The sequence below is a fragment of the Streptomyces sp. NPDC002537 genome (assembly GCF_053594975.1).
The window spans coordinates 1-21,332 of sequence record NZ_JBSFWT010000112.1 but is presented as its reverse complement, the minus strand read 5'-3'; the positions used below and the strand labels follow the sequence as shown (position 1 = coordinate 21,332).

Sequence of the window (21,332 nt, the reverse complement as noted above, 5' to 3'; positions counted from 1 at the left end):
CAAAGGAACCGCGTCCCAGCCAAACGGCTGGAGACGGGGTATTTTATAGTCTGGCGTTGACTTTTGGCACGCTGTTGAGTTCTCAAGGAACGGACGCTTCCTTTGTACTCACCCTCTCGGGCTTTCCTCCGGGCGCTTCCCTTCGTGTTCCATCACTCTATCAGGAGTTTTTCCGCTCCCTTACCGCTCGGTTTCCGTAGCCACCATGGACATACGGGCACACAGAAGCGGATCCAGGAAAAGGATCATTTCCGATAGGTGCCGCCCTCGCCTTGCCAGCAGTTGACTGCGGGCCTCGGTCGTGGGCAGGGATCCGACAGTACATCTCCCGGCGGGGCGAGGCAAATCGATTCCTGGGGCCCTCCACCCCGCCTCTACAAGGGCCGCGGGGGCTCCGCCGGGTGGCCCTCGCGCGTGCGGAATCCGCAGTTCCTATGACATACGCTTCTGGCCAGTGCGCCGTCCAGGACAGGCAGTGACGGCGTGTGATGAATCTTCACCCCTGGGAGGCTTCCCATGACCACCGTGACGTCCCCTCTTGCCGGACGTGCCATCGGACTCGCGGCAGTGCCCGATCCGGTCTTCTCCGGCGCGATGGTGGGACCCGGTACCGCTATTGACCCCGTGCGCGAGCCGTCGGCCGCGGTCTCGCCCGTGGACGGCGTCATCGTCTCGCTCCACCCCCACGCGTTCGTCGTCGTCGACGATCAGGGGCACGGTGTGCTGACGCACCTCGGCATCGACACCGTCCAGCTCAACGGCGAGGGCTTCGAGCTGCTCGTCAACAAGGGCGACACGGTCACGCGCGGCCAGGAGGTCGTGCGTTGGGACCCGGCCGCCGTCGAGGCAGCGGGCAAGTCGCCGATCTGCCCGGTCGTCGCGCTCGAGGCCACCGCCGACTCGCTCGGCGACGTTCGCGAGGACGGCGACGTCAAGGCCGACGACCAGTTGTTCAGCTGGCAGTGAGCCGACCCCGTCCCTGGGACAGAGGGACGGGTACGTACGACATTCCACTGCGGCGGCCCGAGGAGCCGCCGCATCAACGGAGACGGGTGACATGGAGACAACGCTGCGAGGCGTCGGCGTGAGCCACGGTGTGGCGATCGGCGAGGTCCGGCACATGGGCACGGCAGTGCTGGAGCCCCCGGCGAAGCAGATCCCGACGGACGAGGCGCCGCGCGAGCAGGGGCGCGCACGCCAGGCCGTCGAGGCCGTCGCCGCCGACCTCATCGCGCGCGGCAACCTGGCCGGCGGCGAGGCCCAGCACGTGCTCGAGGCCCAGGCCATGATGGCGCAGGACCCGGAGCTCATGGCGGACGTCGAACGGCGCATCACCGTCGGCAGCACCGCCGAGCGCGCGGTGTACGACGCCTTCGCCGCCTACCGCGCGCTGCTCGCCAACGCCGGCGAGTACCTGGCCGGCCGGGTGGCCGACCTCGACGACGTGCGGAACCGCATCGTCGCGCGCCTGCTGGGCGTGCCGATGCCGGGTGTGCCGGACAGCGACGAGCCGTACGTGCTGATCGCCCGGGACCTCGCACCCGCCGACACCGCGCTTCTCGACCCGACCCTGGTGCTGGGCTTCGTGACCGAGGAGGGCGGGCCGACCAGCCACAGCGCCATCCTCGCGCGTGCGCTCGGGGTGCCCGCGGTGGTCGCGCTGCCGGGCGCCGGTGAGCTGGCGGAGGGCACGGTCGTGGCCGTGGACGGCAGCACGGGCGACATCTTCGTCGAGCCGAGCGCCGAGAAGCGCGCGGAGCTGACGAAGGCCGCCGAGGAGCGCAAGGCGGCCCTGGCCGCCTCTTCCGGTCCGGGCGCGACGTCCGACGGGCACAAGGTGCCGCTGCTGGCGAACGTCGGCGGTCCGGCCGACGTGCCCGCCGCGGTCGAGGCGGGCGCGGAGGGCGTCGGCCTGTTCCGTACCGAGTTCCTTTTCCTGGACGACAGCCAGAAGGCGCCGTCCGAGGCCAAGCAGGTCGAGGCGTACCGCAAGGTCCTGGAGGCGTTCCCCGAGGGCCGTGTGGTCGTGCGGGTGCTGGACGCGGGTGCGGACAAGCCGCTGGACTTCCTGACCCCGGCCGACGAGCCGAACCCGGCGCTGGGCGTGCGCGGTCTGCGGACGCTGCTGGACCACCCGGATGTGCTGCGCACGCAGCTCACCGCGCTGGCCAAGGCCGCCGAGGGCCTGCCGGTCTATCTCGAGGTCATGGCTCCGATGGTGGCGGACCGTACGGACGCGAAGGCGTTCGCGGACGCGTGCCGCGAGGCCGGGCTGCGCGCCAAGTTCGGCGCGATGGTGGAGATTCCGTCGGCCGCCCTGCGGGCCCGCTCGATCCTCCAGGAGGTCGAGTTCCTGTCGCTGGGCACCAACGACCTGGCGCAGTACACCTTCGCCGCCGACCGTCAGGTCGGTGCGGTGTCACGTCTCCAGGACCCGTGGCAGCCCGCGCTGCTCGACCTGGTCGCGGCTTCCGCCGAGGCCGCCAAGGCCGAGGGCAAGAGCTGTGGCGTCTGCGGTGAGGCCGCGTCGGACCCGCTGCTCGCCTGTGTGCTGACCGGTCTGGGTGTGACGAGCCTGTCCATGGGCGCCGCGTCCATCCCCTACGTGCGCGCAGCCCTGGCCAAGCACACGCTCGCGCAGTGCGAGCGCGCCGCTGCCGCCGCCCGTGCCACGGACACCGCCGAGGAGGCCCGGCTGGCCGCGCAGGCGGTGCTGTCCGGCGAGTGAGCCGATGACACGGTGACGCGTCGATGACGTGAGGGGTGCCCCGCCGGACGGCGGGGCACCTTTCGCGTTTCAGCCGGTGGTGGGCTCCTCCTCGTCCGTGGGCTCCGGCAGGTGCAGGCCCGCGCGGTAGTCGACGCCGGGCTCGGGCGGTACGGGTTCGCCGGTGCGGGCGTCGGTGCAGTAGGCGGCGAAGACCTCCGCCTCGCTCAACGGCCGTAGCCAGCCGTCGCGCAGGTTCCAGCCCCGCACCGTGTCGCGGCGGCCGGGGGCCGCGGTGCGCAGCACGACGCCGCCCGGACGGTCCGCGGCGATGCCGGCCGCCAGGACCGTGCAGAACACGAGGGCCGCGGCCTCGCCCAGGCGCAGCTTGCTGCCGTCGCCGCACTCGGCGTGGAGGGCGGCGACCAGCGGGGTGGCACCTTCGGCCGGGATGCTGCACACCATGTGGTGCGTGCCGGGCCCGGCCGTTTCGACGAGTTGCCGCAGGGCCTGGGTGGCGCGGGCGAAGGCCGCCCGGCCGATGTCCTCCCCGCAGGAGGCGCAGTCGCCGCCGCGGGCGAGCAGCGACGAGGCGTACTCCCAAGTGGCCTGCTGTTCCGCCTCGTCGATGAGCTGGGGCAGCAGCCTGCGGATCGGCTGGCCCTCGTAGGTGACCCGGGTGCCCAGCGCGGCGACTTCCGCCGTGTAGCGGGTGCGGCTGGCCGGGGTGTCGGGGTCGAGCCGGGTGTCGGTGCAGAACTCCTCGAAGTCGACGGGATCGAAGAGGGCGACACTGGTGTGCGTGCCCTGCGCGGCGAGCGAGCGCAGCAGCCCCTCCATCTGCCGCAGATACGTCGCGTGGTCGTCGAACGCGAAGGTCTCGTACCGCCGCATGGCGGCGAAGTCCTCCTCGTCCGCCAGCACGGCCACGGTGCTGGGCACTTCGCGGCGCAGTGCGCGCCGTGCGGTGAGTCGTCGGTTGCCGTCGTTCCTGGTGTACGCCATGGTTCCCCCTCAGCGCGGACGATCAATGCTCACTCAGAGTAACCGCGGGCACTGACAACGCGGGTTCGCCGAGGTCACGGACCAGGCGCCGCTGGGCGCAGCACGCGGCGGCGAGTGCCGCGCCGAGCGCGAGCCAGCCCGTCGGGCCCACGGCGATCGCGCCGGTCACGGCCAGGGGTCCGGCGCTGCGCTGGGCGGCCTGGGCGAGGCCGTGCACGCCGAGGTAGGCGCCTTGGGCGGTGGGCGGGGCGAGGGCTACGGAGAGTTCCCAGGAGACGGTGGCGTGCAGCATCTCGGCGACGGTGAAGGCGGTCGCGGCGAGGATCAGGGCGCCGGTGGCGAGCCACGGTGTGCCGACGGCCGACGCGGTGAGGGCGGCGCCGCCCGCGAGGAAGACCGCGGCGAGCGGGAGGAGGGTGGTGCGTGCGGCGCGTGGTGTGGAGCCGAAGCGGGCGAAGGGCACTTGGAAGCAGACCACGAGCACGTTGTTGAGGACGAGGAGGAGCGGTACGAGCTGGTGGGGCGCGCTGGTGGCGGTCACGGTCCACAGCGGGAGGCCGATCTTGAAGACGGAGTCGTCGAGGAAGAGCGCGGCCTCGCTCGCGGTGTAGGCGAGGTAACGGCGGTCGCGCCAGGGGTTGGTGGTTCCCGTGGGCTCCGGTGCGGGGGCGGCGGGTGTGCCGGTCGCGGCGACGGCCGGGGTGTGGGACGGCGGTTCGGCGCAGCGGAGGGTGATGAGTGCGGCGAGGACGAAGGAGAGGGCGTCGCCGGCGAGGAGCCAGCGGTAGACGGTGGTCGTTCCGGTGGTGAGCGCGCCTGCCGCGGCGAGGCCGCCGACCGCCCAGCCGACGTTGGAGACGGTGCGGTTGATGGCCTGGTAGCGGCTGCGGTCCTCGCCCGCGACGCGGGTCGCGTAGAGCTTGGTGAGGACGGAGGAGGCGCGGTCGCCGAGGCTGCCGACGGTGGCGACGGCGAGCAGGAGGCGCAGGTCGGTGGTGGTGAGGAGAGCGAGGGAGGCAAGGGCGCGCACGGCTTGGACAGCGGCGAGGAGCGGGCGCAGCGGGAGGCGGTCGGCGAGCAGTCCGCCGAGGGGCGGGCCCGCGATGCCGATGGCGCCGGACAGGCCGATGAGGAGGCCGATCTCTGCGGTGCCGAGCCCGGCGACGAAGGTGAAGTAGAGGGCGGAGGTGGCGCCCCAGAGTCCTGATCCGGCTTTGTCGACGAAGGTGACGGCCATCATCCGGCGGCCGTCCGGTCCCCCCGGTATCCGCATGTGTTCCCCTTGACCGAGCTATTGTATTGATACATAGTTAGATCTGTGGCGACACAATATGAGATCACTGGTACGAACGCCAAGGGAATTGCCGGGTCCATCGAACGCGGCGTCGCCGACGGGGCGTTGCCGCGTGACAGCGCCCTGCCCCCCGTGCGCGCGCTGGCCGATCGGCTCGGCGTGAGTCCGGGGACGGTCGCGGCCGCCTACAAGGAGCTGCGCGGGCGCGGCATCGTCGTCACCCGCGGGCGCGGCGGGACGGTGGTGGCACAGGCCCCGGCGGTCGCCTCGCGGCGCCCGCCGAAGGTTCCGACGGGGTTGCGCGACCTCGCGGGCGGTCACCCCGACGCGGCCTTCCTGCCCGAAGTGCCGCCGTACGTCAGGGTGATCCCGGGCGCGCGCTCGCACCGTTCGTCGCCGCGCCTGCCGCGTCTGGAGGAGCTGGCCCGTGCCTGGTACGAGCGCGACGGTGTGCCCTCCGGCCATGTGACCTTCGCGCACAGCGCGCTCGACTGCGTGGCCCGGCTGCTCTCGGTCGAGCTGCGCCCCGGCGACGCGGTGGCGATGGAGGACCCCGGCTACCACCATCTACTGGATCTCGTATCCGCGTTGGGCCTGCGGTCCGTGCCGGTCGCGGTGGACGACGAGGGCATCCGCCCCGACGCGCTGCGGGCCGCGGTGCGGGCGGGCGTACGGGCGGTGATCTGCAGCCCGCGGTCGCAGAATCCGTACGGCGGGTGCTTCTCCGCGGAGCGGCGGGACGCCCTGGCGGAGGTACTCGCCGGGGCTCCGGACGTCCTGGTGATCGAGAACGACCACGCGGCGGAGATCGCGGGGGCGCCGCTGCACAGCCTCGCCGCCGGGCGGCCCGCGCGATGGGCGCAGATCCGCACCGTCACCAAGTACTTGGGGACGGACCTGCGGTGGGCGGCCCTGGCGTGCGACGCGACGACGCTGGCCCGGCACGACGGGCGGCTGCTGCTGACGTCCGGCTGGGTGAGCCACTCCTTGCAGGAGACCGTGGCGAGCCTGCTGGCCGACCCCGCGGCGCGGGACCTCGTGGGACAGGCGCGTGCCGCCTACGCGCTGCGCCGGGAGACGCTGCTGCGGGAGCTGGCGCGGCACGGGATCGCCGCGCACGGGGCGAGCGGGCTGAACGTCTGGGTGCCGGTGCGGGACGAGGCCGCGGTGGCGAACGGCCTGCGGTCGCACGGGTGGTGGGTGGCGGCCGGGGCGCGCTTCCGGCTGGCCACCGCACCCGGGGTGCGGATCACCACCACGGAGCTGCTGCCCGGGGAGGCGGCGCGGCTCGCCGCGGACTTCTCGGACGCGCTCGGCGAGCGGCAGGCGACGTACGGCGGGTGACGTACGGCCGGTGACGGCGCCCCGGTCCCGGGCGCGGGGCCGGGGCGCCGTGCCGCGTCAGGCGCGCTCGCGCCCCAGCTTCTCGTAGAAATGCAGCAGTTCGACGTTGTCGACCGAGCCGGGGTTGACCGCCTTCTCCAGGGGGGTGCCCTGCAGGAGACGCTTCACCGGCACCTCTATCCGCTTGCCGGTGAGCGTGTGCGGGATGGCCGCGACCTCGATGACCTCGTCGGGGACGTGGCGCGGCGAGAGCTGTTGACGGATGGTGCGCTTGATGCGGTCGAGCAGCCCGGCGTCCAGTGTGGCTCCGGGCGCGAGCTGGACGAAGAGCGGCATCCAGTAGCCCCCGTCGGGCTGTTCGACGCCGATGACCAGGGACTCGCGGATCTCGGGGAGCCGCTCGACGGCCTCGTAGATGTCGGCGGAACCCATCCGGACGCCCTGCCGGTTGAGGGTGGAGTCGGAGCGGCCGTGGATGACGACGCTGCCCCGCGAGGTGAGGGTGATCCAGTCGCCGTGGCGCCAGACACCGGGGAACATCTCGAAGTAGCTGTCGCGGTAGCGCGCGCCACCGGGGTCGTTCCAGAAGCGGACCGGCATGGACGGCATGGGGTTGGTGACGATCAGCTCGCCGACCTCGTCGACGACGGGCCTGCCCTGGGCGTCCCACGCCTGGAGGTCCGTGCCCAGGCAGGGGGCCTGGAGCTCGCCGATGTGCACCGGGAGGGTGGGGACGGCGCCGGCGAAGCAGCTGCACACGTCCGTGCCGCCGCTGACGGAGGCGATCCACATGTCCTCGGCGACCTCGTCGTGGAGCCAGCGGAAGCCGTCGGGGGGCAGGGGTGAGCCGGTGGTCGCGACACACTTGACGCGGGAGAGGTCGAAGTCGCGGCCCGGGTGGACCTCGGCCTTGCGGCAGGCCATCACGTACGCGGCGGAGGTGCCGTAGAGCGTGGTGCCGGTGCGCTCGGCGACGCGCCACTGGGCGGCGGTGTCGGGGTGGCCGGGGCTGCCGTCGTAGAGGACGACGGTGGAGCCCACCAGGAGGCCGGAGACGAGGAAGTTCCACATCATCCAGCCGGTGGAGGTGTACCAGAAGAAGCGGTCCCCCGGGCCGAGGTCGCAGTGCAGGGCGAGCTGCTTGACGTGCTCGACGAGGATGCCGCCCTGGGACTGGACGATGGCCTTCGGCAGGCCGGTGGTGCCCGACGAGTACAGCACCCAGAGCGGGTGGTCGAAGGGGACCTGCTCGAAGACCGGCTCGGTGGTGCCGGAGGTGAGCGCCTCCCACTCCAGCGCTCCCTCGGGGGCCGGGGTGCCCAGCAGCGGGATGTGCACGACCGCGCGCACCGTGGGGAGCCCCGCGCGCAGTTCGGCGACGGTGTCGGTCCGCTCGTGGCGCTTGCCGCCGTAGTGATAGCCGTCGACGGTGAACAGCACGACGGGCTCGACCTGCTGGAAGCGGTCCAGGACGCTGCGGGCCCCGAAGTCGGGCGCGCAGGACGTCCACACGCCGCCGACGGCCGCGGTGGCGAGCAGGGCGACGACGGCCTGCGGGATGTTGGGCACGTAGGCGCTGACGCGGTCGCCGGGGCGGACGCCCAGGCCGCGGAGCTCCGCCGCCAGGGAGCCGACCTGGGTGCGCAGCTCCGCCCAGCTCACCGGGCGCGGCTCGTGGGTCTCGTCGACGTGCAGCAGGGCCGGCTCGGCGGCGCGGGCCGGGTCCTCGGCGGTGCGCAGGGCGTGCTCGGCGTAGTTGAGGGTGGCGCCGGGGAACCACACGGCGCCGGGCATCGAGCGGTCGGCGAGCACCCGCTCGTACGGGCTGGAGAAGCGCACGTCGCACCACTCGGTGAGGGCCTGCCAGAAGCGCTCCAGTTCCGTCACGGACCAGTGGTGCAGGGCGGCGTAGCTCGCGGCGGGGTCGCCGGGGACGGCGGCGGGCGCGCCGTGGTGCTCGGCGGCCCAGGACTGGAAGCGGGTGACCTGTGCGCGGGCGACGCGGTCCTCGCCGGGGCTCCAGAGGGGCTCCGGTCGGTCGGCGGGCTGCGGTGCGGTGGTCATCTGGCTGCTCCCGGCTGTACGCGTCGTGGGCGTCGCCGCGCCCGCCTCGGGGTCCTGTGCGTGACGCGGCTGAGCAGGACGATGCCATGTGATCGACTCGGGCACCAGCCCTGTGGATAACCCGGCGGGCGGACCACCGTGGTCCGGTGGATCCCGCCGGGGTGAACGGCTGTTGAACGGTGCACCTGCCCAGGGGTGTCGATGGCAGGCTGAGCAGCATGGATGCACGTGATCTGCGGCGGTTAGCGAATGCGGTCGTGACGGCACGGGGGCTGCGGTCCGTGCGGTGGGCGTGGTACCGGCGGCGTGCGGACGCCGTGGGGCTGCCGCGGCGGGGCGCGGAGCGGGCGCGGGTGCCGGGGGCGGCGCAGGGTGCCGAACCGCTGCCGGGCGGTGGGATCGTGCGCTTCGCGCGGTCGTCGCTGCGGGTGCGGGTGGTGGCGGGCGGCGCGGTGTTCTGCGGCTGGGACGGCGCGGAGCCCGAGCCGTCGTACGCCCTGGCCGGACCGGTGCCGGAGGCGGACGAGCGTGCCGTGCTGGAGCCCGACACGGACGGGGGCTGGCGCGTGGTGTCCGAGCGGGTGCTGGTCGTGGTCGGCCGGCACGGCACGGTGGAGGTGCGGACGCCCGGTGGTGTGGTGCTGCGGCGCGATCTGCCGCCGCGCTGGTGGGAACCGGTGGATCGGGCCGGGCGGGAGGCGGTGGAGCCGCGGTGGACGCAGCGGTCGGAAGTGGCGGCGGACGCGCGGTTCTTCGGCCTGGGCGGCAGGGCGGCGGGGCCGCGGCTGAGAGACGGCTCGTACCGGCTGTGGAACACCGATCCGGGCGGTTCCTTCGAGCCGGGCGACGACCCCCTGTACATCACGATGCCGGTGCAGTTGGTGGTCGCGGACGCGGGCACGCACCTCGCCTTCCACGACAACACCTGGGACGGCCGGGTGACGCTGCGGGAGGGCGAGGAGGGTGCCGGGTCCGGGCACGACCGGCCGGGCAGCTGCGAGGTGCGGATGGACGGCGGCCCGCTGCGCTCCTGGGTGATGGTGGGCACCCCCGCGCGCGTGCTGCACATGTGGGCGGCGCTGACCGGCGCCCCGGCGCTGCCGCCCGCCTGGGCGCTCGGTCCGCAGCACGCGCGCTGGGGCTTCGGCAGTGAGCGGGAGGTACGGCGGGTGGTGACGGGGTACCGGGAGCGCGGACTGCCGCTGTCGGCGCTCCACCTCGACATCGACCACTACTGGGGACACCGCGTCTTCACCGTGGACCGCGACCGGTTCCCCGATCTGCCGGGGCTGGCGGGCGAATTGCGGGACCAGGGCACCAGGCTGGTGTCCATCGTGGACCCGGCGGTGAAGACGGAGCCGGGGTTCGGCGTGTACGAGAGCGGCGCGGCGGCCGGGGCGTTCGTGCGGGACGCGCGCGGGCGCGAGGTGCGGGGCGAGGTGTGGCCCGGTGCGTGCGCCTTCCCCGACTTCACCGATCCCGGGGTGCGCAAGTGGTGGGGCGGGCTGTACTCGGAGCGGCTGGAGCAGGGCTTCTCCGGGGTGTGGCACGACATGAACGAGCCGGTGTCGTTCGCGGCGTTCGGCGATCCGACGCTGCCGCGCTCGGCGCGGCACTCGCTGGAGGGCCGCGGCGGCGATCACCGGGCGGCGCACAACGTGTACGGCCTGGCCATGGCGCGGGCCGGCTACGAGGGGCTGCGCGAGCTGCGGCCGGAGGAGCGGCCGTTCCTGTTCTCCCGGTCGGGCTGGGCGGGTATGCAGCGCTACGGGGGCACCTGGTCCGGTGACGTGGCGACGGGCTGGCCGGGGCTGCGGGCGTCGCTGGCGCTGGCCCTGGGGCTGGGCCTGTGCGGGGTGCCGTATTCGGGCCCGGACGTCGGGGGGTTCACGGGTCACCCGTCGCCCGAGCTGTTCCTGCGCTGGTTCCAGTTGGGCGCGTACCTGCCGTTGTTCCGTACCCACGCGGCGCATTCCGCGGGGCGCCGGGAGCCGTGGGAGTTCGGGGCGGAGGTGCTGGAGCACGCGGGCGCCGCGCTGCGGGAACGGATGCGGCTGCTGCCGTATTTCGTGACGCTCGCGCATCTGGCGCAGCGCACCGGCGCGCCCTATGTGCGGCCGGTGTGGTGGCGCTCGCCCGAGGACCGCGCGCTGCGTGACTGCGAGGACGCGTTCCTGCTGGGCGATTCGCTGCTGGTGGCTCCGGTGCTGGAGCAGGGCACCGACCGCCGGGCCGTACGGCTGCCGCGCGGGCGCTGGTACGACACGGTGACGGGGCACGCCCACGAGGGCCCGGGGCAGGTGCTGCTGGACGCGCCCCTGTCCCGCATCCCGGTGCTGGCGCGGGCGGGTTCGGTCGTGCCGGTGGCCGGGGCGGACGGCCAGGTGGAGCTGGAGGTGTGGCCACCGGCCGCCGGGCGTACGGGCGGTGGGGTGCTCGTGCCGGACACGGGTGAGGGGTGGGCGCCGCCGTCGGTCGTGCGCTTCACCACGCGGCTGCGGGACGGTGTGGTCGTGGTGGAGCGGGACGGGTCGGAGGAGGTGGGGTATCCGGTGCGGGTGCGCTCGCACGGGGCGGGGACGGGTGCGGGTGGCTAGGGCCGGTACTGCTCTGCCTGTTGCACCGGGTGCGGACCTCTGCTATCTGGAACGGCATGTCGCGACTCTCCTCGGCGCTGCGCGCCCTTGCCCTTCCTGTCGCCGCCCTCATCGCCCTGTCCTGCGCCCCCGCCGCGCACGCCCGGGCGCCGGAGCCGAGACCGCCCGCCGGATTCGTGGCGCTCTCGGACGTCGATCCGTCGATCCTCCAGGAGATGCGGTACGTCACCGTGCACAACTTCACCGGTCACCGTGTCGACGGCTACCGCCGCCCCGTATGCCTCCTCACCCGCCCGGCGGCCGAGGCGTTGCACAGGGCGCAGCGTGCCCTGCTGCCACGGGGTTACAGCCTCAAGGTCTACGACTGCTACCGGCCGCAGCGGGCGGTCGACGACTTCGTGGCGTGGGCCAAGGATCTGCGGGACCAGCGGATGAAGGGGGAGTTCTATCCCCTGGTCGACAAGTCGCGGCTTTTCGACGACGGTTACATCGCGGCGAAGTCGGGGCACAGCAGGGGCAGCACCATGGACCTGACGCTGGTGCGGCTGCCCGCGCGGCCGACGCGGCCGTACCGGCCCGGGGAGCGGCTGGTGCCCTGCTACGCACCGCAGGGGCAGCGTTTTCCCGACAACTCGGTCGACATGGGGACGGGGTTCGACTGTTTCGACACGCTGGCCCACACGCTGGATCCCCGGGTGCGGGGTGTGCAGCGGGAGCACCGGCTGCTGCTGAAGTCCACGATGGAGCGGGCCGGTTTCGTCAACCTTCCGGAGGAGTGGTGGCACTACACCCTCCGCGGGGAGCCGTTCCCCGACACGTACTTCGACTTCCCGGTGCGGTGACTCCTGTGGCTTGACCATCCCGCACGGCGGGAGAACACTGCCCGTCCGGGCAGTGTGGGTCAGCGCAGTCCCCCGAGGAGACGCCATGACGGGCTCGTACGTCGCCGCGATCGACCAGGGCACCACCTCCAGCCGCTGCATCGTCTTCGACCGGGACGGCACGGCCGTGGCCATGGACCGGCGCGAGCACCGGCAGATCTTCCCCCGGCCCGGCTGGGTGGAGCACGACGCCGCGGAGATCTGGGCGAAGGTGCGGGCCGTGGTGGCGGGGGCGCTGGCCGCGGCGGGGCTGCGGGCGGACGAGCTGAGCGCGCTGGGCATCACCAACCAGCGGGAGACGACGGTCCTGTGGGACCGGGCGACGGGCAAGCCGGTGCACAACGCCGTCGTCTGGCAGGACACCCGTACGGCCGCGCTCTGCCACGAACTGGGCGGCGCGGACGGGCAGGACCGGTTCCGGGAGGCGACGGGGCTGCCGCTCGCGAGCTACTTCTCCGGTCCGAAGGTGGCCTGGCTGCTGGAGCACGTGCCGGGGCTGCGCCGCCGGGCGGTGAACGGCGAGATCGCGTTCGGCACCGTCGACTCCTGGCTGGTCTGGAACCTGACGGGCGGTGTGGACGGCGGGGTGCACATCACCGATGTGACCAACGCCGGGCGCACCCTCCTGATGGATCTCGACACGCTCCAGTGGGATCCGGCGATCCTGGCCGCGATGGACATACCGGAGGCGGTGCTGCCGGAGATCCGGTCGTCCGCCGAGGTCTACGGGACGGCGGTGGGCCCGCTGGCCGGGGTGCCGGTCGCGGCGGCCCTGGGCGACCAGCAGGCGGCCGTGTTCGGGCAGACCTGCTACGGGGTGGGCGAGGCGAAGAACACCTACGGCACGGGCAGTTTCCTGCTGTTGAACACCGGCGACCGGGCCGTGCCGTCCAAGAACGGGCTGCTGACGACGGTCGGTTACCGGCTCGGCGGGGAGGCGCCCGTCTACTGCCTGGAGGGGTCGATCGCGGTCACGGGCGCGCTGGTGCAGTGGTTCCGCGACCAGTTGGGGCTCATCCGTTCCGCCGACGAGATCGAGCCGCTGGCGGCGAGCGTGCGGGACAACGGCGGCGCCTATGTGGTGCCCGCGTTCTCCGGGCTGTACGCGCCGTACTGGCGCTCCGACGCGCGGGGGGTGATCACGGGGCTGACCCGCTACGTCACCAAGGCGCACCTGGCGCGTGCCGTGCTGGAGGCGACGAGCTGGCAGACCCGTGAGGTCGTGGACGCGATGTTCCAGGACTCCGGGGTGCGGATCACCTCGCTCAAGGTGGACGGCGGGATGACGGCCAACGGCCTGCTGATGCAGCACCAGGCCGATGTGCTGGGGGTGCCGGTGATCCGTCCGGTGGTCTCCGAGACGACGTGCCTGGGTGCCGCGTACGCCGCCGGGCTGGCCACCGGCGTGTGGCGGGACACCGACGAGCTGCGGGCCCACTGGCGGCGGGACGCCGAGTGGACGCCGCGGATGGCGGCGGCGGACCGGGAGCGCGAGTACGGCCGCTGGCACAGGGCGGTGGAGCGCAGCTTCGGCTGGCTCGACGAGGGCGCCTAGGCCGGACGGCGCCCGGCGGCACCGGTGGCGATGGCGTGTTCCACGACGGAGACCAGGACGTGCTTGACGGACTCCCGCTCGCGGGCGTCGCACATGACGACGGGCACCTCGGGGTCGAGGTCCAGGGCGTCCCGTACGTCGCTCTCGGGGTAGCGGTCGGCGCCGTCGAAGCAGTTGACGGCGAGGGTGAAGGCGATGCCGCGCCGTTCGAAGTAGTCGACGGCGGCGAAGCAGTCGGCCAGCCGCCGGGTGTCGGCGAGGACGACGGCGCCGAGCGCGCCCTGGGCGAGTTCGTCCCAGAGGAACCAGAAGCGGTCCTGGCCGGGCGTGCCGAAGAGGTAGAGGACCAGGTCGTCGCGGAGGGTGATCCGGCCGAAGTCCATGGCGACGGTGGTGGTGCGCTTGGCCTCCACCCCGGTGGTGTTGTCGACGGGGCGGCCCGCCTCGGTGAGCAGTTCCTCCGTGCGGAGGGGTCTGATCTCGCTCACGGCGCCGACCATGGTGGTCTTGCCCACGCCGAAGCCGCCCGCTATGAGGAGTTTGAGGGTCAGGGGGGTGGGACCGAATGCCATGGGGGCCTCCTCTCGTGCTTTTGTGCCGGACCCGTTCGTGCTCCCTGTCGGACGTGATCGTTCCGTAAAGAGCGTGGTCACGACAAGGGTTTTCCCTTCCCCGCCCCGCCCCCGAGGACCGGTGCGGGGCGGGGAAGGGCTCGGGTCACAGGGCCCGGAGGGCGTCGATGACGTCGCGGAGGACGCTCTCGTCGGGGAGTTCCGCGGGTGGCACGGGGCGGGTGACGCGGACGAACCGCGCCTCCAGGAGGTCGCCGACGAGGACCCGTACGACACCGACGGGCAGGTCGAGCCCGGCGGCCAGTTCCGCGATGGACTGGGGCCTGGTGCGGGCGAGTTCGACGATGTCGAGGTGTTCCGGGGACAGCGTCCGGTCCGCGCGGGCGAGGGCGGCGCCGGCCGGGCCCGCCAGCGCCTCCTCGGCGATGACGACCGCGATCAGGTCGAGCTCGGTCCCGGCCGCGCCGCGGGTCCGGCCGCGGGTCATGGCGTACGGGCGCACCACGGGACCCGCGGCGTCGTCGTACCAGCGGACCGTCCCACCGGTGTCCGTCCCCCGGTGGTCGCCCTGGGGGAACGCGGCATCGTCTCCGGTCATGCCGGCCGTCACCCGTCGGCGGCCACGCCGGTCCGCGGAGCGGTGGCCAGGTGCGCGCCCACGCGCTTGACGAGCAGCGTCATCTCGTAGGCGACCAGGCCGATGTCGGAGTCGGCGTCCGCGAGCACGGCCAGGCAGCTGCCGTCGCCCGCGGCGGTGACGAACAGGAACGCCTCGTCCAGCTCGACCACGGTCTGCCGGACCTCGCCCGCGTCGAAGTGCCGGCCGACGCCCTTGGCGAGGCTGTGGAAGCCGGAGGCGACGGCGGCCAGGTGTTCGCCGTCCTCGCGGGTGAGCTCCTTCGACTTGCCCGTGGGCAGACCGTCGCCGGAGAGCACGAGCGCCTTGCGCACGGCTCCGACGCGCTCGACGAGGTCGTCGAGCAGCCAGTTCAGGTCGTCCGTGGTGCCCGGCCGCCGGTCACCCCCGTCGTCCGGCGTGGCTCCGGTCCGGGCGGTGCGTGTCGCGGCCTTCGGTGCGGTCATGGACCGTCCCCCTCGTGTGTGGTTCGTGGTGCTGTCGTTCTCGACGTGCTGGTGTCATGATCCTCCCGCCCGCGCTGCCAGCCGCGTTGGAGGGCCGCCATGCGGGCCCTGACCTCCTCGGCGTCGCGTTCGGGTTCCGGCGCGGCGGCGTCCGGGGCGCGCCGGGGTGTGAGGTCGTCGCGCAACTGCGGCGCGAGGCTGGCCTGCCGTACGCGCCGGGGCAGGCCGCCGGTCGGGGTGCGCTCCGGGTCCGGCTCCGGGCCGCCGGGCCACGGTCCGCGCGCCACCGGACGGCCGTGGTCGGAGACCAGGACGGGGGGCCTGCGGCGCGGCAGCGGCTGCGGGCCGTCGTCCGCCTGGTGGTGCTGCGGGTCGTCCCGGTCCGGGCCGTCCTCGAACGGGCAGAGCGGAAGCCCCGGTTGGGCCGGTGCCCCGGGCGGGGTGTGCCGGGGCCCGCCGCGGAGCGGCAGGGTCCCGGGGTCAGCGAGCGCCGAGAGCGGCGACAGAGGCGTCGGTTCCGGGTCCTTGCGGATCTCCTGTGCCCCGGTGTCCTCGTCCGCGGCCGGGTTGCCGCCGACGGCGGTGAGCAGCGCGAGGGGGACGAGGACGACGGCGGTGGTGCCGCCGTACGGGGAGGGCTGGAGCGTGACCTTCACACCGTGGCGGCGGGCGAGCCGGCTGACGACGAACAGTCCGAGACGGTCGGTGTCGGAGAGTTCGAACTCGGGGGTCTCGGCGAGCCGGAGGTTGGCTTCGAGCAGGAGGTCCGGGGGCATGCCCAGCCCGCGGTCGTGGATCTCGACCGTGAAGCCGTTGGGGACGCGCTCGCCCAGGACCTGGACGGTGGTGTGCGGCGGGGAGAAGACGGTGGCGTTCTCCAGGAGTTCGGCGAGGAGGTGGGTGAGGTCGCCGACGGCGGGTCCGTGCACGGCGAGCCGGGGCAGGCGGCGCACCTCGATCCGCTCGTACGCCTCGACCTCGGCGACCGCGGCCCGTACGACGTCCATCAGCGGGACGGGTCTGCGCCACTGCCGGGCGGGGGCGGCGCCGGAGAGGATGACGAGGCCCTCCGCGTGGCGGCGCATGCGGGTGGTGAGGTGGTCGAGGCGGAACAGGTCGGCGAGTTCCTCGGTGTCCTCGGTGCGGCGTTCCATGGCGTCGAGGAGGGTCAGCTGGCGGTGCAGCAGGACCTGGCTGCGGCGGGCGAGGTTGACGAAGACGTCGGAGACGCCGCGGCGCACGTCGGCCTGTTTGACCGCGGCCTCGACGGCGGCGCGCTGGAGGGAGTTGAGGGCCTTGCCGACCTGGCCGAGTTCGTCGGGTCCGTAGTCGAGGAGGGGGGCCTCGGTCTCCACGTCGATCCGTTCGCCCGCGGCGAGGCGGCGCATGACGCCGGGCAGCCGGACGCCCGAAGCCTCGTGGGCCTCCTTGCGCAGGCCGCGCAGGTCCCGTACGAGTCCGCGGCCGATCCTGAGGGAGATGACGAGGGAGCAGACGAGGGCGGCGAGGCCGAGGATTCCGGCGGCCGCGGCCTTGATCAGGACGCCCGTGGCGGCGGGCCGGACGCGGTCGGTGTAGCGGTCGAGGGCCTCGGCGCCCATCCGGGCGAGCTCGTCGAGGGCCGTTCCGGAGGCGGCCTTCCACTGCTGGGGGGCCACGGCGTGCGGGGCGCGGTCGGCGCCGGCGAGGATCACGGCGTCCTCGGCGGAGCGCAGGGTCTCGGCGCTGCTGCCGCGCCAGTAGTCCTCGTAGGCCTCCTGGTCGGCGGCGGGCAGGAGGTTGAGGTTGGCGCTGTAGAGGACCTGGCGTTCGGCGACGCGGTCGGAGAAGGCGCGCAGTTCCTGCTTGCTCATGCTGCCCGCGGTGAGGGCGGCGGCGAGCAGGGCGTCCTCCCGGGAGAGCGCCTCGCGGGCCCGCGCGATCCCGACGAGGGCGCGGCCCTGTTTGTCGAGTTCGGCGTCCTGGAGGGCGCTGAGGGCGCCGAGGAAGGCGTAGTAGGGCTCGACGAGTTCGCTGTACGCCTGGAGGGCGCCGTGGCGGCTGATGGTGCCGTCCTCGGCCTTGCGGCGGAGGCTGTCGAGGTCGCCGAGGCTCTTCTCGATGGCGGCGAGACGGGCGGCGGCCTTGGAGCTCATGTCGAGGTCGCCGTCGGCGCCGGAGCGGAGGGCCGCCACCGCCCGGTCCGTGGCGCGCTGTCTGTCGTGCAGGGCGGCGAGGGCGTCGGCACGGCGGGAGTCCGCGAGGTGGACGAGGGTCTGGCGGCGCTCCGCCTGGAGGGCACCGATCATGTCCCCGGCGGGGTAGCCGACCTTGCGCATGACATCGGTGACGGCGAGCAGTTGGGCGGCCTCACTGCCGGTGATCACGGTGGCGAAGGCCCAGAGGGCGGTCAGCGACACCAGCGGCACGAGCAGCAGCGCCACGATCTTCCGGCGGATCGACTTCCCGCGAAAGCGCATGGCCTCCCCAACGTCAACCCCGCTGCACGGGGGTGGTGTTCCGACAACAATGCGGCGTGAGCCTACTACTGCGCGGTACGACTCTCGAAGGCCAGTACGGCGGCCGAACTCCGGCCGTAGCGGCCCCGGGTCACGCGTTGTCCGGCGATTCCAGGACTTTTCGGGCTGGCTGGTTTTCCCTGCCCATGGGAACCTTCGGGCACCGTCGTTCGCTCTTTGTAGAGGGAACGGATACCGGGACGGAGGGGTGGGCGGGCGGCGTGATGCCCGACAGCCCACCTTTTGTTCCCGTTCGGCGCTCGTGGTGGGCGTCTTTGGGCAGCGGCCCCACGGGGGCGGCCACTGGGGGAGGTGAGCGGCCATGGACCGGAATCACGACATCCCGTCGTACCGGAGCCGACCGCTGTGGGTCGAGGAGCGGGCCCGTCGGCCGCGGATGCCGGATCCGGTGCGCACGGCGGCGGTTCGCGCGGTCCTCTTCATCGCGGTGACGCTGGTGGAGAGCATGGTCGCGGCGCTGTTCGCGCTGGCCGGTTCCTGGCTCGCGCTGCCCGCGCTGCTGTGCGTCCTGGCGAGCGTCGTGGCGGCCACCTGGGCGGTGCTCGACGTGTGGGTGACGCGGCAGGTGTGGCGGCAGCGCCACGGTGTGGTGTCCGTGCCCAGCAGTTCGGCGCGCGCGATACGCCGGGCGCGCCGCCCCCGCTTCCCCTGACCCCGGGCGGACCGGGGAGCCGGCCCGCCCGGGGTGGATCCCTACGCGCCCGCGGGCACCGTCCCGTCCTCCGCCGGGCGGCGGTACATACGGGTGGCCGTGATCTGGCCGTGGACGGGTTCCGCGTCCGGGTCCTGCTCGGGCAGGCCGGGGCGCAGATGCTCCTCGACGCTGATGTACTTCAGGCCCGCCCGCAGGTCCGCGTCATTGCGCAACCTGATGACCAGCGGGAACTCCGCCAGGGCCGTCGTGTCGAACAGGCCGGTGGTGTACAGCAGCTGGACGCCGAGGGCGTCCGCGACGGCCCGCTGGAGCTCCAGCAGGTAGGTGGCGTTGGCGCGGCCGATGGGGTTGTCGAGGAACAGCGTGCCCGCGTGCCGCTGCTTGTCACGGCCCCGGTCGTTGCTGCGCAGCGCGGCCATGGTGCAGTACAGCGCGATGGCGGCGGTCAGCAGCTGCCCGCCGGAGAACACGTCGCCCATCTGTCCCACCGAGACCCGCTCGGCGCGCAGCACCGCGTCGGGCTTGAGGATCTCGACGGCCACGCCGCGGGGCTGCAGCGCCGCGGCGACGCCGCGCAGCAGCAGGGACATTCCGTCGCGCCGCAGGTCGGAGTTCTTCCGGACCGCGGAGCGGGTGGCCTCGTCGATGACCTCGCCGAGCCGCTCGGTGAGCGTGGACTGGTCGGGATCCTCGAAGCGGATGCGCAGGAACTCCTGGCCGGACCACTCCCCCAGTCCCTCGGGCAGCCGGGAGAGCCGCTGGGCGGAGCGCAGGGTGGTGAGGGAGGACTCGACGAGCCCGCGCAGCCGGTCGACGATGCTGTCGCGGTTGCGCTCCAGCTGCTCCAGCTCGTCGGTCAGCACCCGCAGCCGGGGCGCGAACGCCTCGGCCCACGCGGCGGCGTGCTCCGGCAGGGCGGCGGCGGGCAGTTCGCGAATCTGCTGGCGGGCGGGGGTGCGCACCTGCTCGTAGCGGGTGGAGTTGGCGTGGCGCACGAGGATGTCGCTCGCCTCGCGGACCGCCGACTCGGCGGCCGACAGTTCTCCGGCGCAGCCGCGCAGGGAGCGGCGGGCCTCGGTGGCGGCCTGTCGGGCCTCCTCCAGGGAACCCGCGTACGGCTCGGGCTCCTCCGCGTCCTCCTCCGGGGTGTTGTCGCGCAGCAGGTCGCGGAGGAGGGCCGCCGTGTCGTCGAAGCCGGCGGCGGCGTCCTCGGCGGCGCGGTGGGCGCGCAGCAGGTCGCCGTGCGCCCTACGGGCGTTCTCCAGGGCGTCGGTGCCCGCGGCGAGTTCGGCGGTGGCGGTGCGCAGCAGTTCCTTGGCCCGGTCGGCGTCGGCGGGCACCAGCTCGTCGGGGAGCTCGGTGTGCGCGTCGCCGTCGGCGGGGGCGAGCCGTTCGGCCTCGCCGCGCAGCCTGCCGAGCTGTTCGCTGGCGGTGGAGGCGCGGGTCTCCAGCATCTGGACGAGCTGTTCGGCGCGGGCCGCGGCGGCCTGGCGGGACGGGCCGTCGGCGCCGTCGGTGCCCTCCAGGAGCTGAGCGGCGCGGGTGCGGACCTTGTTGGTGAGGCGGTCGAGTTCGGCGAGGGCGGCGCTCTCGTCGCTCTCGGCACGGGCCTGTTCGGCGCGCAGATCGGCGCCGACGCCGACCTTCTCGTAGAGCTGGGAGGCGGCGCGGTAGGCCTCGCGCAGGGCGGGCAGCGAGGCGGTGGGCGCGCCGGTGGCGTCCGGGAGCTCGTCGGGGGCGCCCGCGATCTCCGCGCGCTCGGCGCGCAGTGCGCGGGCCGTGCGGCGCGCGTCATCGGCGGCGCGCTGGGCGGCACGGCGGTCCTCGTCGGCGGCGCGGGCGCGGTCGACGCAGGCGGCGGCGCGTTCCTCGGACTCGGCCGCCTCTTCCGCCAGTTCGCGGAGGCGCAGCTGCCAGGAGGCGCGCTCGCGGAGCCGGTAGGCGAGCCCGGCGAGGGCGTCGGCGACGCGGCGGGCGCGGGCGGCGACCTCCTGGCGCTCGTCGCGTACCCGGGCCGCCTCCGCGGCGGTCTCCTCGGCATCGGCGCGCGCCGTGCGGAGCTCCGCGAGCTCCTCCTGGGCGGTCTCCGCGGCCGTACGGGCCCGTTCGGCCTCGGCGGCCAGTTCGGCGAGGCGGCCCGCCGGGCAGCCCGCGCGCCACGAGGTGAGGCGGGCGGCGAGGGTGCGGTCCCCGGCGAGGCGTGCCGCTATGGCGCGGATCTCCTCGTCACGGGCCATGGCGCGGGCGCGCAGCGCGTGGCGCTCGTCGTCGGCGGCGCGCTCGTCGTGCATGGCGGGGTTCGGCGGTACGAGGAAGACGCCGGAGTCCTGTGCGTCCCGCGCGGGGGGCGGGGCGAGGAGGGCGGCGGCCGTACCGACGGCGACGGCGGAGCGCGGCAGCAGCGAGGCGGCGGCGAGGACTTCGCGGGCGCGGGCGTGCGAGTCGGCGTCGGTGATGACGACGCCGTCGACGAGCTCGGGGCGGGCGGCGAGCACGGCCGCGTGGTCGGCGGGGTCGACGGCCTGGGCGAGGTAGCGCCAGCCGGGCAGGGCGGGGATGCCGTGCTCGCCGAGGTACTCGACGGCGGCCAGCACGTCGGGGCTGGGGGGCAGCAGCCCGCCGTCGCCGAGGGCGCCCAGGATGCGGGCGTCGTCGGCCGCGGCGGTGCGCAGGTCGAACATCTGCCGCTCGGAGATGGCGACGCTCTCGTCGAGCATCTCGCGCAGCGCGTCGGCGTTGCGGTCGACCTCTTCGGCGGTGAGGGGTCCGGCGGCCGGGTCGCGCGGGGCGGTCGCGCTGCCGGAGGGCGCGCCCTGGTCGCCGGGGCGACGGGGGGCGGGGGGCCGGCCGTTGCCGGAGGGCGCGCCGTCCGCCGGAGCCGCGTCGTCCGCGTCACCCGTGGCGCGCTGGCCCGGCAGCTGGGCGGTGGCGTCGGGCTGGGGCAGGCCCAGCAGTTCGACGATGCGCCGCAGCAGGAAGCCGTCCACCCGGTACCAGTTGAGGTAGCACTGCGCCTCGGAGAGCAACTCCTCGAAGGGACGCCCGCCGAAGCCCGC

At 73.9% G+C, this 21,332-nt stretch carries 13 protein-coding genes and 2 pseudogenes; 7 read left to right on the top strand and 8 right to left on the bottom strand.

Translation table 11 applies throughout. The features are described 5' to 3' along the window. The first annotated feature begins 516 nt into the window (after positions 1-516). A complete protein-coding gene (locus ACWD4A_RS32020; protein ID WP_451199459.1) occupies positions 517-966 on the top strand; it encodes a PTS sugar transporter subunit IIA in 450 nt (149 codons plus the stop codon). Positions 967-1,057: 91 nt separating this feature from the next. Further along, complete coding sequence (gene ptsP, locus ACWD4A_RS32015; protein WP_451199457.1) at positions 1,058-2,728, top strand: phosphoenolpyruvate--protein phosphotransferase; 1,671 nt, start codon at positions 1,058-1,060, stop codon at positions 2,726-2,728. 69 nt (positions 2,729-2,797) lie between these two features. On the opposite strand, the gene ACWD4A_RS32010 is transcribed toward ptsP, so the two are convergent. Together ACWD4A_RS32010 and ACWD4A_RS32005 are read right to left on the bottom strand one after the other, a co-directional pair. Beyond that, positions 2,798-3,712, bottom strand: a complete 915-nt coding sequence (locus ACWD4A_RS32010; protein WP_451199456.1) for a hypothetical protein — start codon at positions 3,710-3,712, stop codon at positions 2,798-2,800. Between the two features lie 22 nt (positions 3,713-3,734). Next, a complete protein-coding gene (locus ACWD4A_RS32005) occupies positions 3,735-4,985 on the bottom strand; it encodes an MFS transporter (protein ID WP_451199454.1) in 1,251 nt (416 codons plus the stop codon). A 45-nt stretch (positions 4,986-5,030) separates the two neighbouring features. Between ACWD4A_RS32005 and ACWD4A_RS32000 the strand changes: the two genes are divergently transcribed. Further along, positions 5,031-6,350 (top strand): aminotransferase class I/II-fold pyridoxal phosphate-dependent enzyme, encoded by a 1,320-nt coding sequence (locus tag ACWD4A_RS32000; RefSeq protein ID WP_451199453.1) that lies wholly within the window; start codon positions 5,031-5,033, stop codon positions 6,348-6,350. 57 nt (positions 6,351-6,407) lie between these two features. Here ACWD4A_RS32000 and ACWD4A_RS31995 read toward each other — a convergent pair whose 3' ends face one another. Beyond that, positions 6,408-8,414 carry an acetoacetate--CoA ligase gene (locus ACWD4A_RS31995; RefSeq protein WP_451199451.1) on the bottom strand — a complete coding sequence of 669 codons (2,007 nt, stop codon included), beginning with the start codon at positions 8,412-8,414 and terminating at the stop codon, positions 6,408-6,410. A 218-nt stretch (positions 8,415-8,632) separates the two neighbouring features. Here ACWD4A_RS31995 and ACWD4A_RS31990 point away from each other — a divergent pair, with 218 nt between their 5' ends. The 3 genes from ACWD4A_RS31990 to glpK all read left to right on the top strand — a co-directional run bounded on the left by ACWD4A_RS31990 (position 8,633) and on the right by glpK (position 13,447). Next, positions 8,633-11,011, top strand: a complete 2,379-nt coding sequence (locus tag ACWD4A_RS31990) for a glycoside hydrolase family 31 protein (RefSeq protein WP_451199448.1) — start codon at positions 8,633-8,635, stop codon at positions 11,009-11,011. A 56-nt stretch (positions 11,012-11,067) separates the two neighbouring features. Then, complete coding sequence (locus tag ACWD4A_RS31985) at positions 11,068-11,853, top strand: M15 family metallopeptidase (protein ID WP_451199447.1); 786 nt, start codon at positions 11,068-11,070, stop codon at positions 11,851-11,853. Between the two features lie 85 nt (positions 11,854-11,938). Then, on the top strand, positions 11,939-13,447 hold the full coding sequence (gene glpK, locus ACWD4A_RS31980; RefSeq protein WP_451199445.1) for a glycerol kinase GlpK: 1,509 nt from the start codon (positions 11,939-11,941) through the stop codon (positions 13,445-13,447). Here the strand turns inward: glpK and ACWD4A_RS31975 are convergent. The 4 genes from ACWD4A_RS31975 to ACWD4A_RS31960 all read right to left on the bottom strand — a co-directional run bounded on the left by ACWD4A_RS31975 (position 13,444) and on the right by ACWD4A_RS31960 (position 17,561). Then, on the bottom strand, positions 13,444-14,019 hold the full coding sequence (locus ACWD4A_RS31975; protein ID WP_451199443.1) for a GTP-binding protein: 576 nt from the start codon (positions 14,017-14,019) through the stop codon (positions 13,444-13,446). The two genes, glpK and ACWD4A_RS31975, sit on opposite strands and share 4 nt — an antisense overlap. Before the next feature lie 145 nt (positions 14,020-14,164). Continuing rightward, complete coding sequence (locus ACWD4A_RS31970; RefSeq protein WP_451199442.1) at positions 14,165-14,617, bottom strand: DUF742 domain-containing protein; 453 nt, start codon at positions 14,615-14,617, stop codon at positions 14,165-14,167. A gap of 8 nt (positions 14,618-14,625) precedes the next feature. Further along, positions 14,626-15,102, bottom strand: a complete 477-nt coding sequence (locus tag ACWD4A_RS31965) for a roadblock/LC7 domain-containing protein (protein WP_451199440.1) — start codon at positions 15,100-15,102, stop codon at positions 14,626-14,628. Next, a complete protein-coding gene (locus tag ACWD4A_RS31960) occupies positions 15,099-17,561 on the bottom strand; it encodes a nitrate- and nitrite sensing domain-containing protein (protein ID WP_451199439.1) in 2,463 nt (820 codons plus the stop codon). The genes ACWD4A_RS31965 and ACWD4A_RS31960 overlap by 4 nt, the downstream gene beginning before the upstream one ends. A 361-nt stretch (positions 17,562-17,922) precedes the next feature. Here ACWD4A_RS31960 and ACWD4A_RS31955 point away from each other — a divergent pair. Next, positions 17,923-18,258 (top strand): annotated as a pseudogene (locus ACWD4A_RS31955) (hypothetical protein); the annotation flags it as partial. A gap of 56 nt (positions 18,259-18,314) precedes the next feature. Here the strand turns inward: ACWD4A_RS31955 and ACWD4A_RS31950 are convergent. Further along, positions 18,315-21,332 (bottom strand): annotated as a pseudogene (locus tag ACWD4A_RS31950) (hypothetical protein); the annotation flags it as partial.

Bases quoted from the DNA above. Each gene is read 5' to 3' on its own strand.
- ACWD4A_RS31960 (WP_451199439.1), bottom strand. From the start codon at position 17,561: ATGCGCTTTCGCGGGAAGTCGATCCGCCGGAAGATCGTGGCGCTGCTG.
- ACWD4A_RS32020 (WP_451199459.1), top strand. From the start codon at position 517: ATGACCACCGTGACGTCCCCTCTTGCCGGACGTGCCATCGGACTCGCG.
- ACWD4A_RS31975 (WP_451199443.1), bottom strand. From the start codon at position 14,019: ATGGCATTCGGTCCCACCCCCCTGACCCTCAAACTCCTCATAGCGGGC.
- ACWD4A_RS32010 (WP_451199456.1), bottom strand. From the start codon at position 3,712: ATGGCGTACACCAGGAACGACGGCAACCGACGACTCACCGCACGGCGC.
- ACWD4A_RS31965 (WP_451199440.1), bottom strand. From the start codon at position 15,102: ATGACCGCACCGAAGGCCGCGACACGCACCGCCCGGACCGGAGCCACG.
- glpK (WP_451199445.1), top strand. From the start codon at position 11,939: ATGACGGGCTCGTACGTCGCCGCGATCGACCAGGGCACCACCTCCAGC.
- ACWD4A_RS31995 (WP_451199451.1), bottom strand. From the start codon at position 8,414: ATGACCACCGCACCGCAGCCCGCCGACCGACCGGAGCCCCTCTGGAGC.
- ACWD4A_RS31990 (WP_451199448.1), top strand. From the start codon at position 8,633: ATGGATGCACGTGATCTGCGGCGGTTAGCGAATGCGGTCGTGACGGCA.
- ACWD4A_RS32005 (WP_451199454.1), bottom strand. From the start codon at position 4,985: ATGCGGATACCGGGGGGACCGGACGGCCGCCGGATGATGGCCGTCACC.
- ACWD4A_RS31970 (WP_451199442.1), bottom strand. From the start codon at position 14,617: ATGACCGGAGACGATGCCGCGTTCCCCCAGGGCGACCACCGGGGGACG.
- ptsP (WP_451199457.1), top strand. From the start codon at position 1,058: ATGGAGACAACGCTGCGAGGCGTCGGCGTGAGCCACGGTGTGGCGATC.
- ACWD4A_RS31985 (WP_451199447.1), top strand. From the start codon at position 11,068: ATGTCGCGACTCTCCTCGGCGCTGCGCGCCCTTGCCCTTCCTGTCGCC.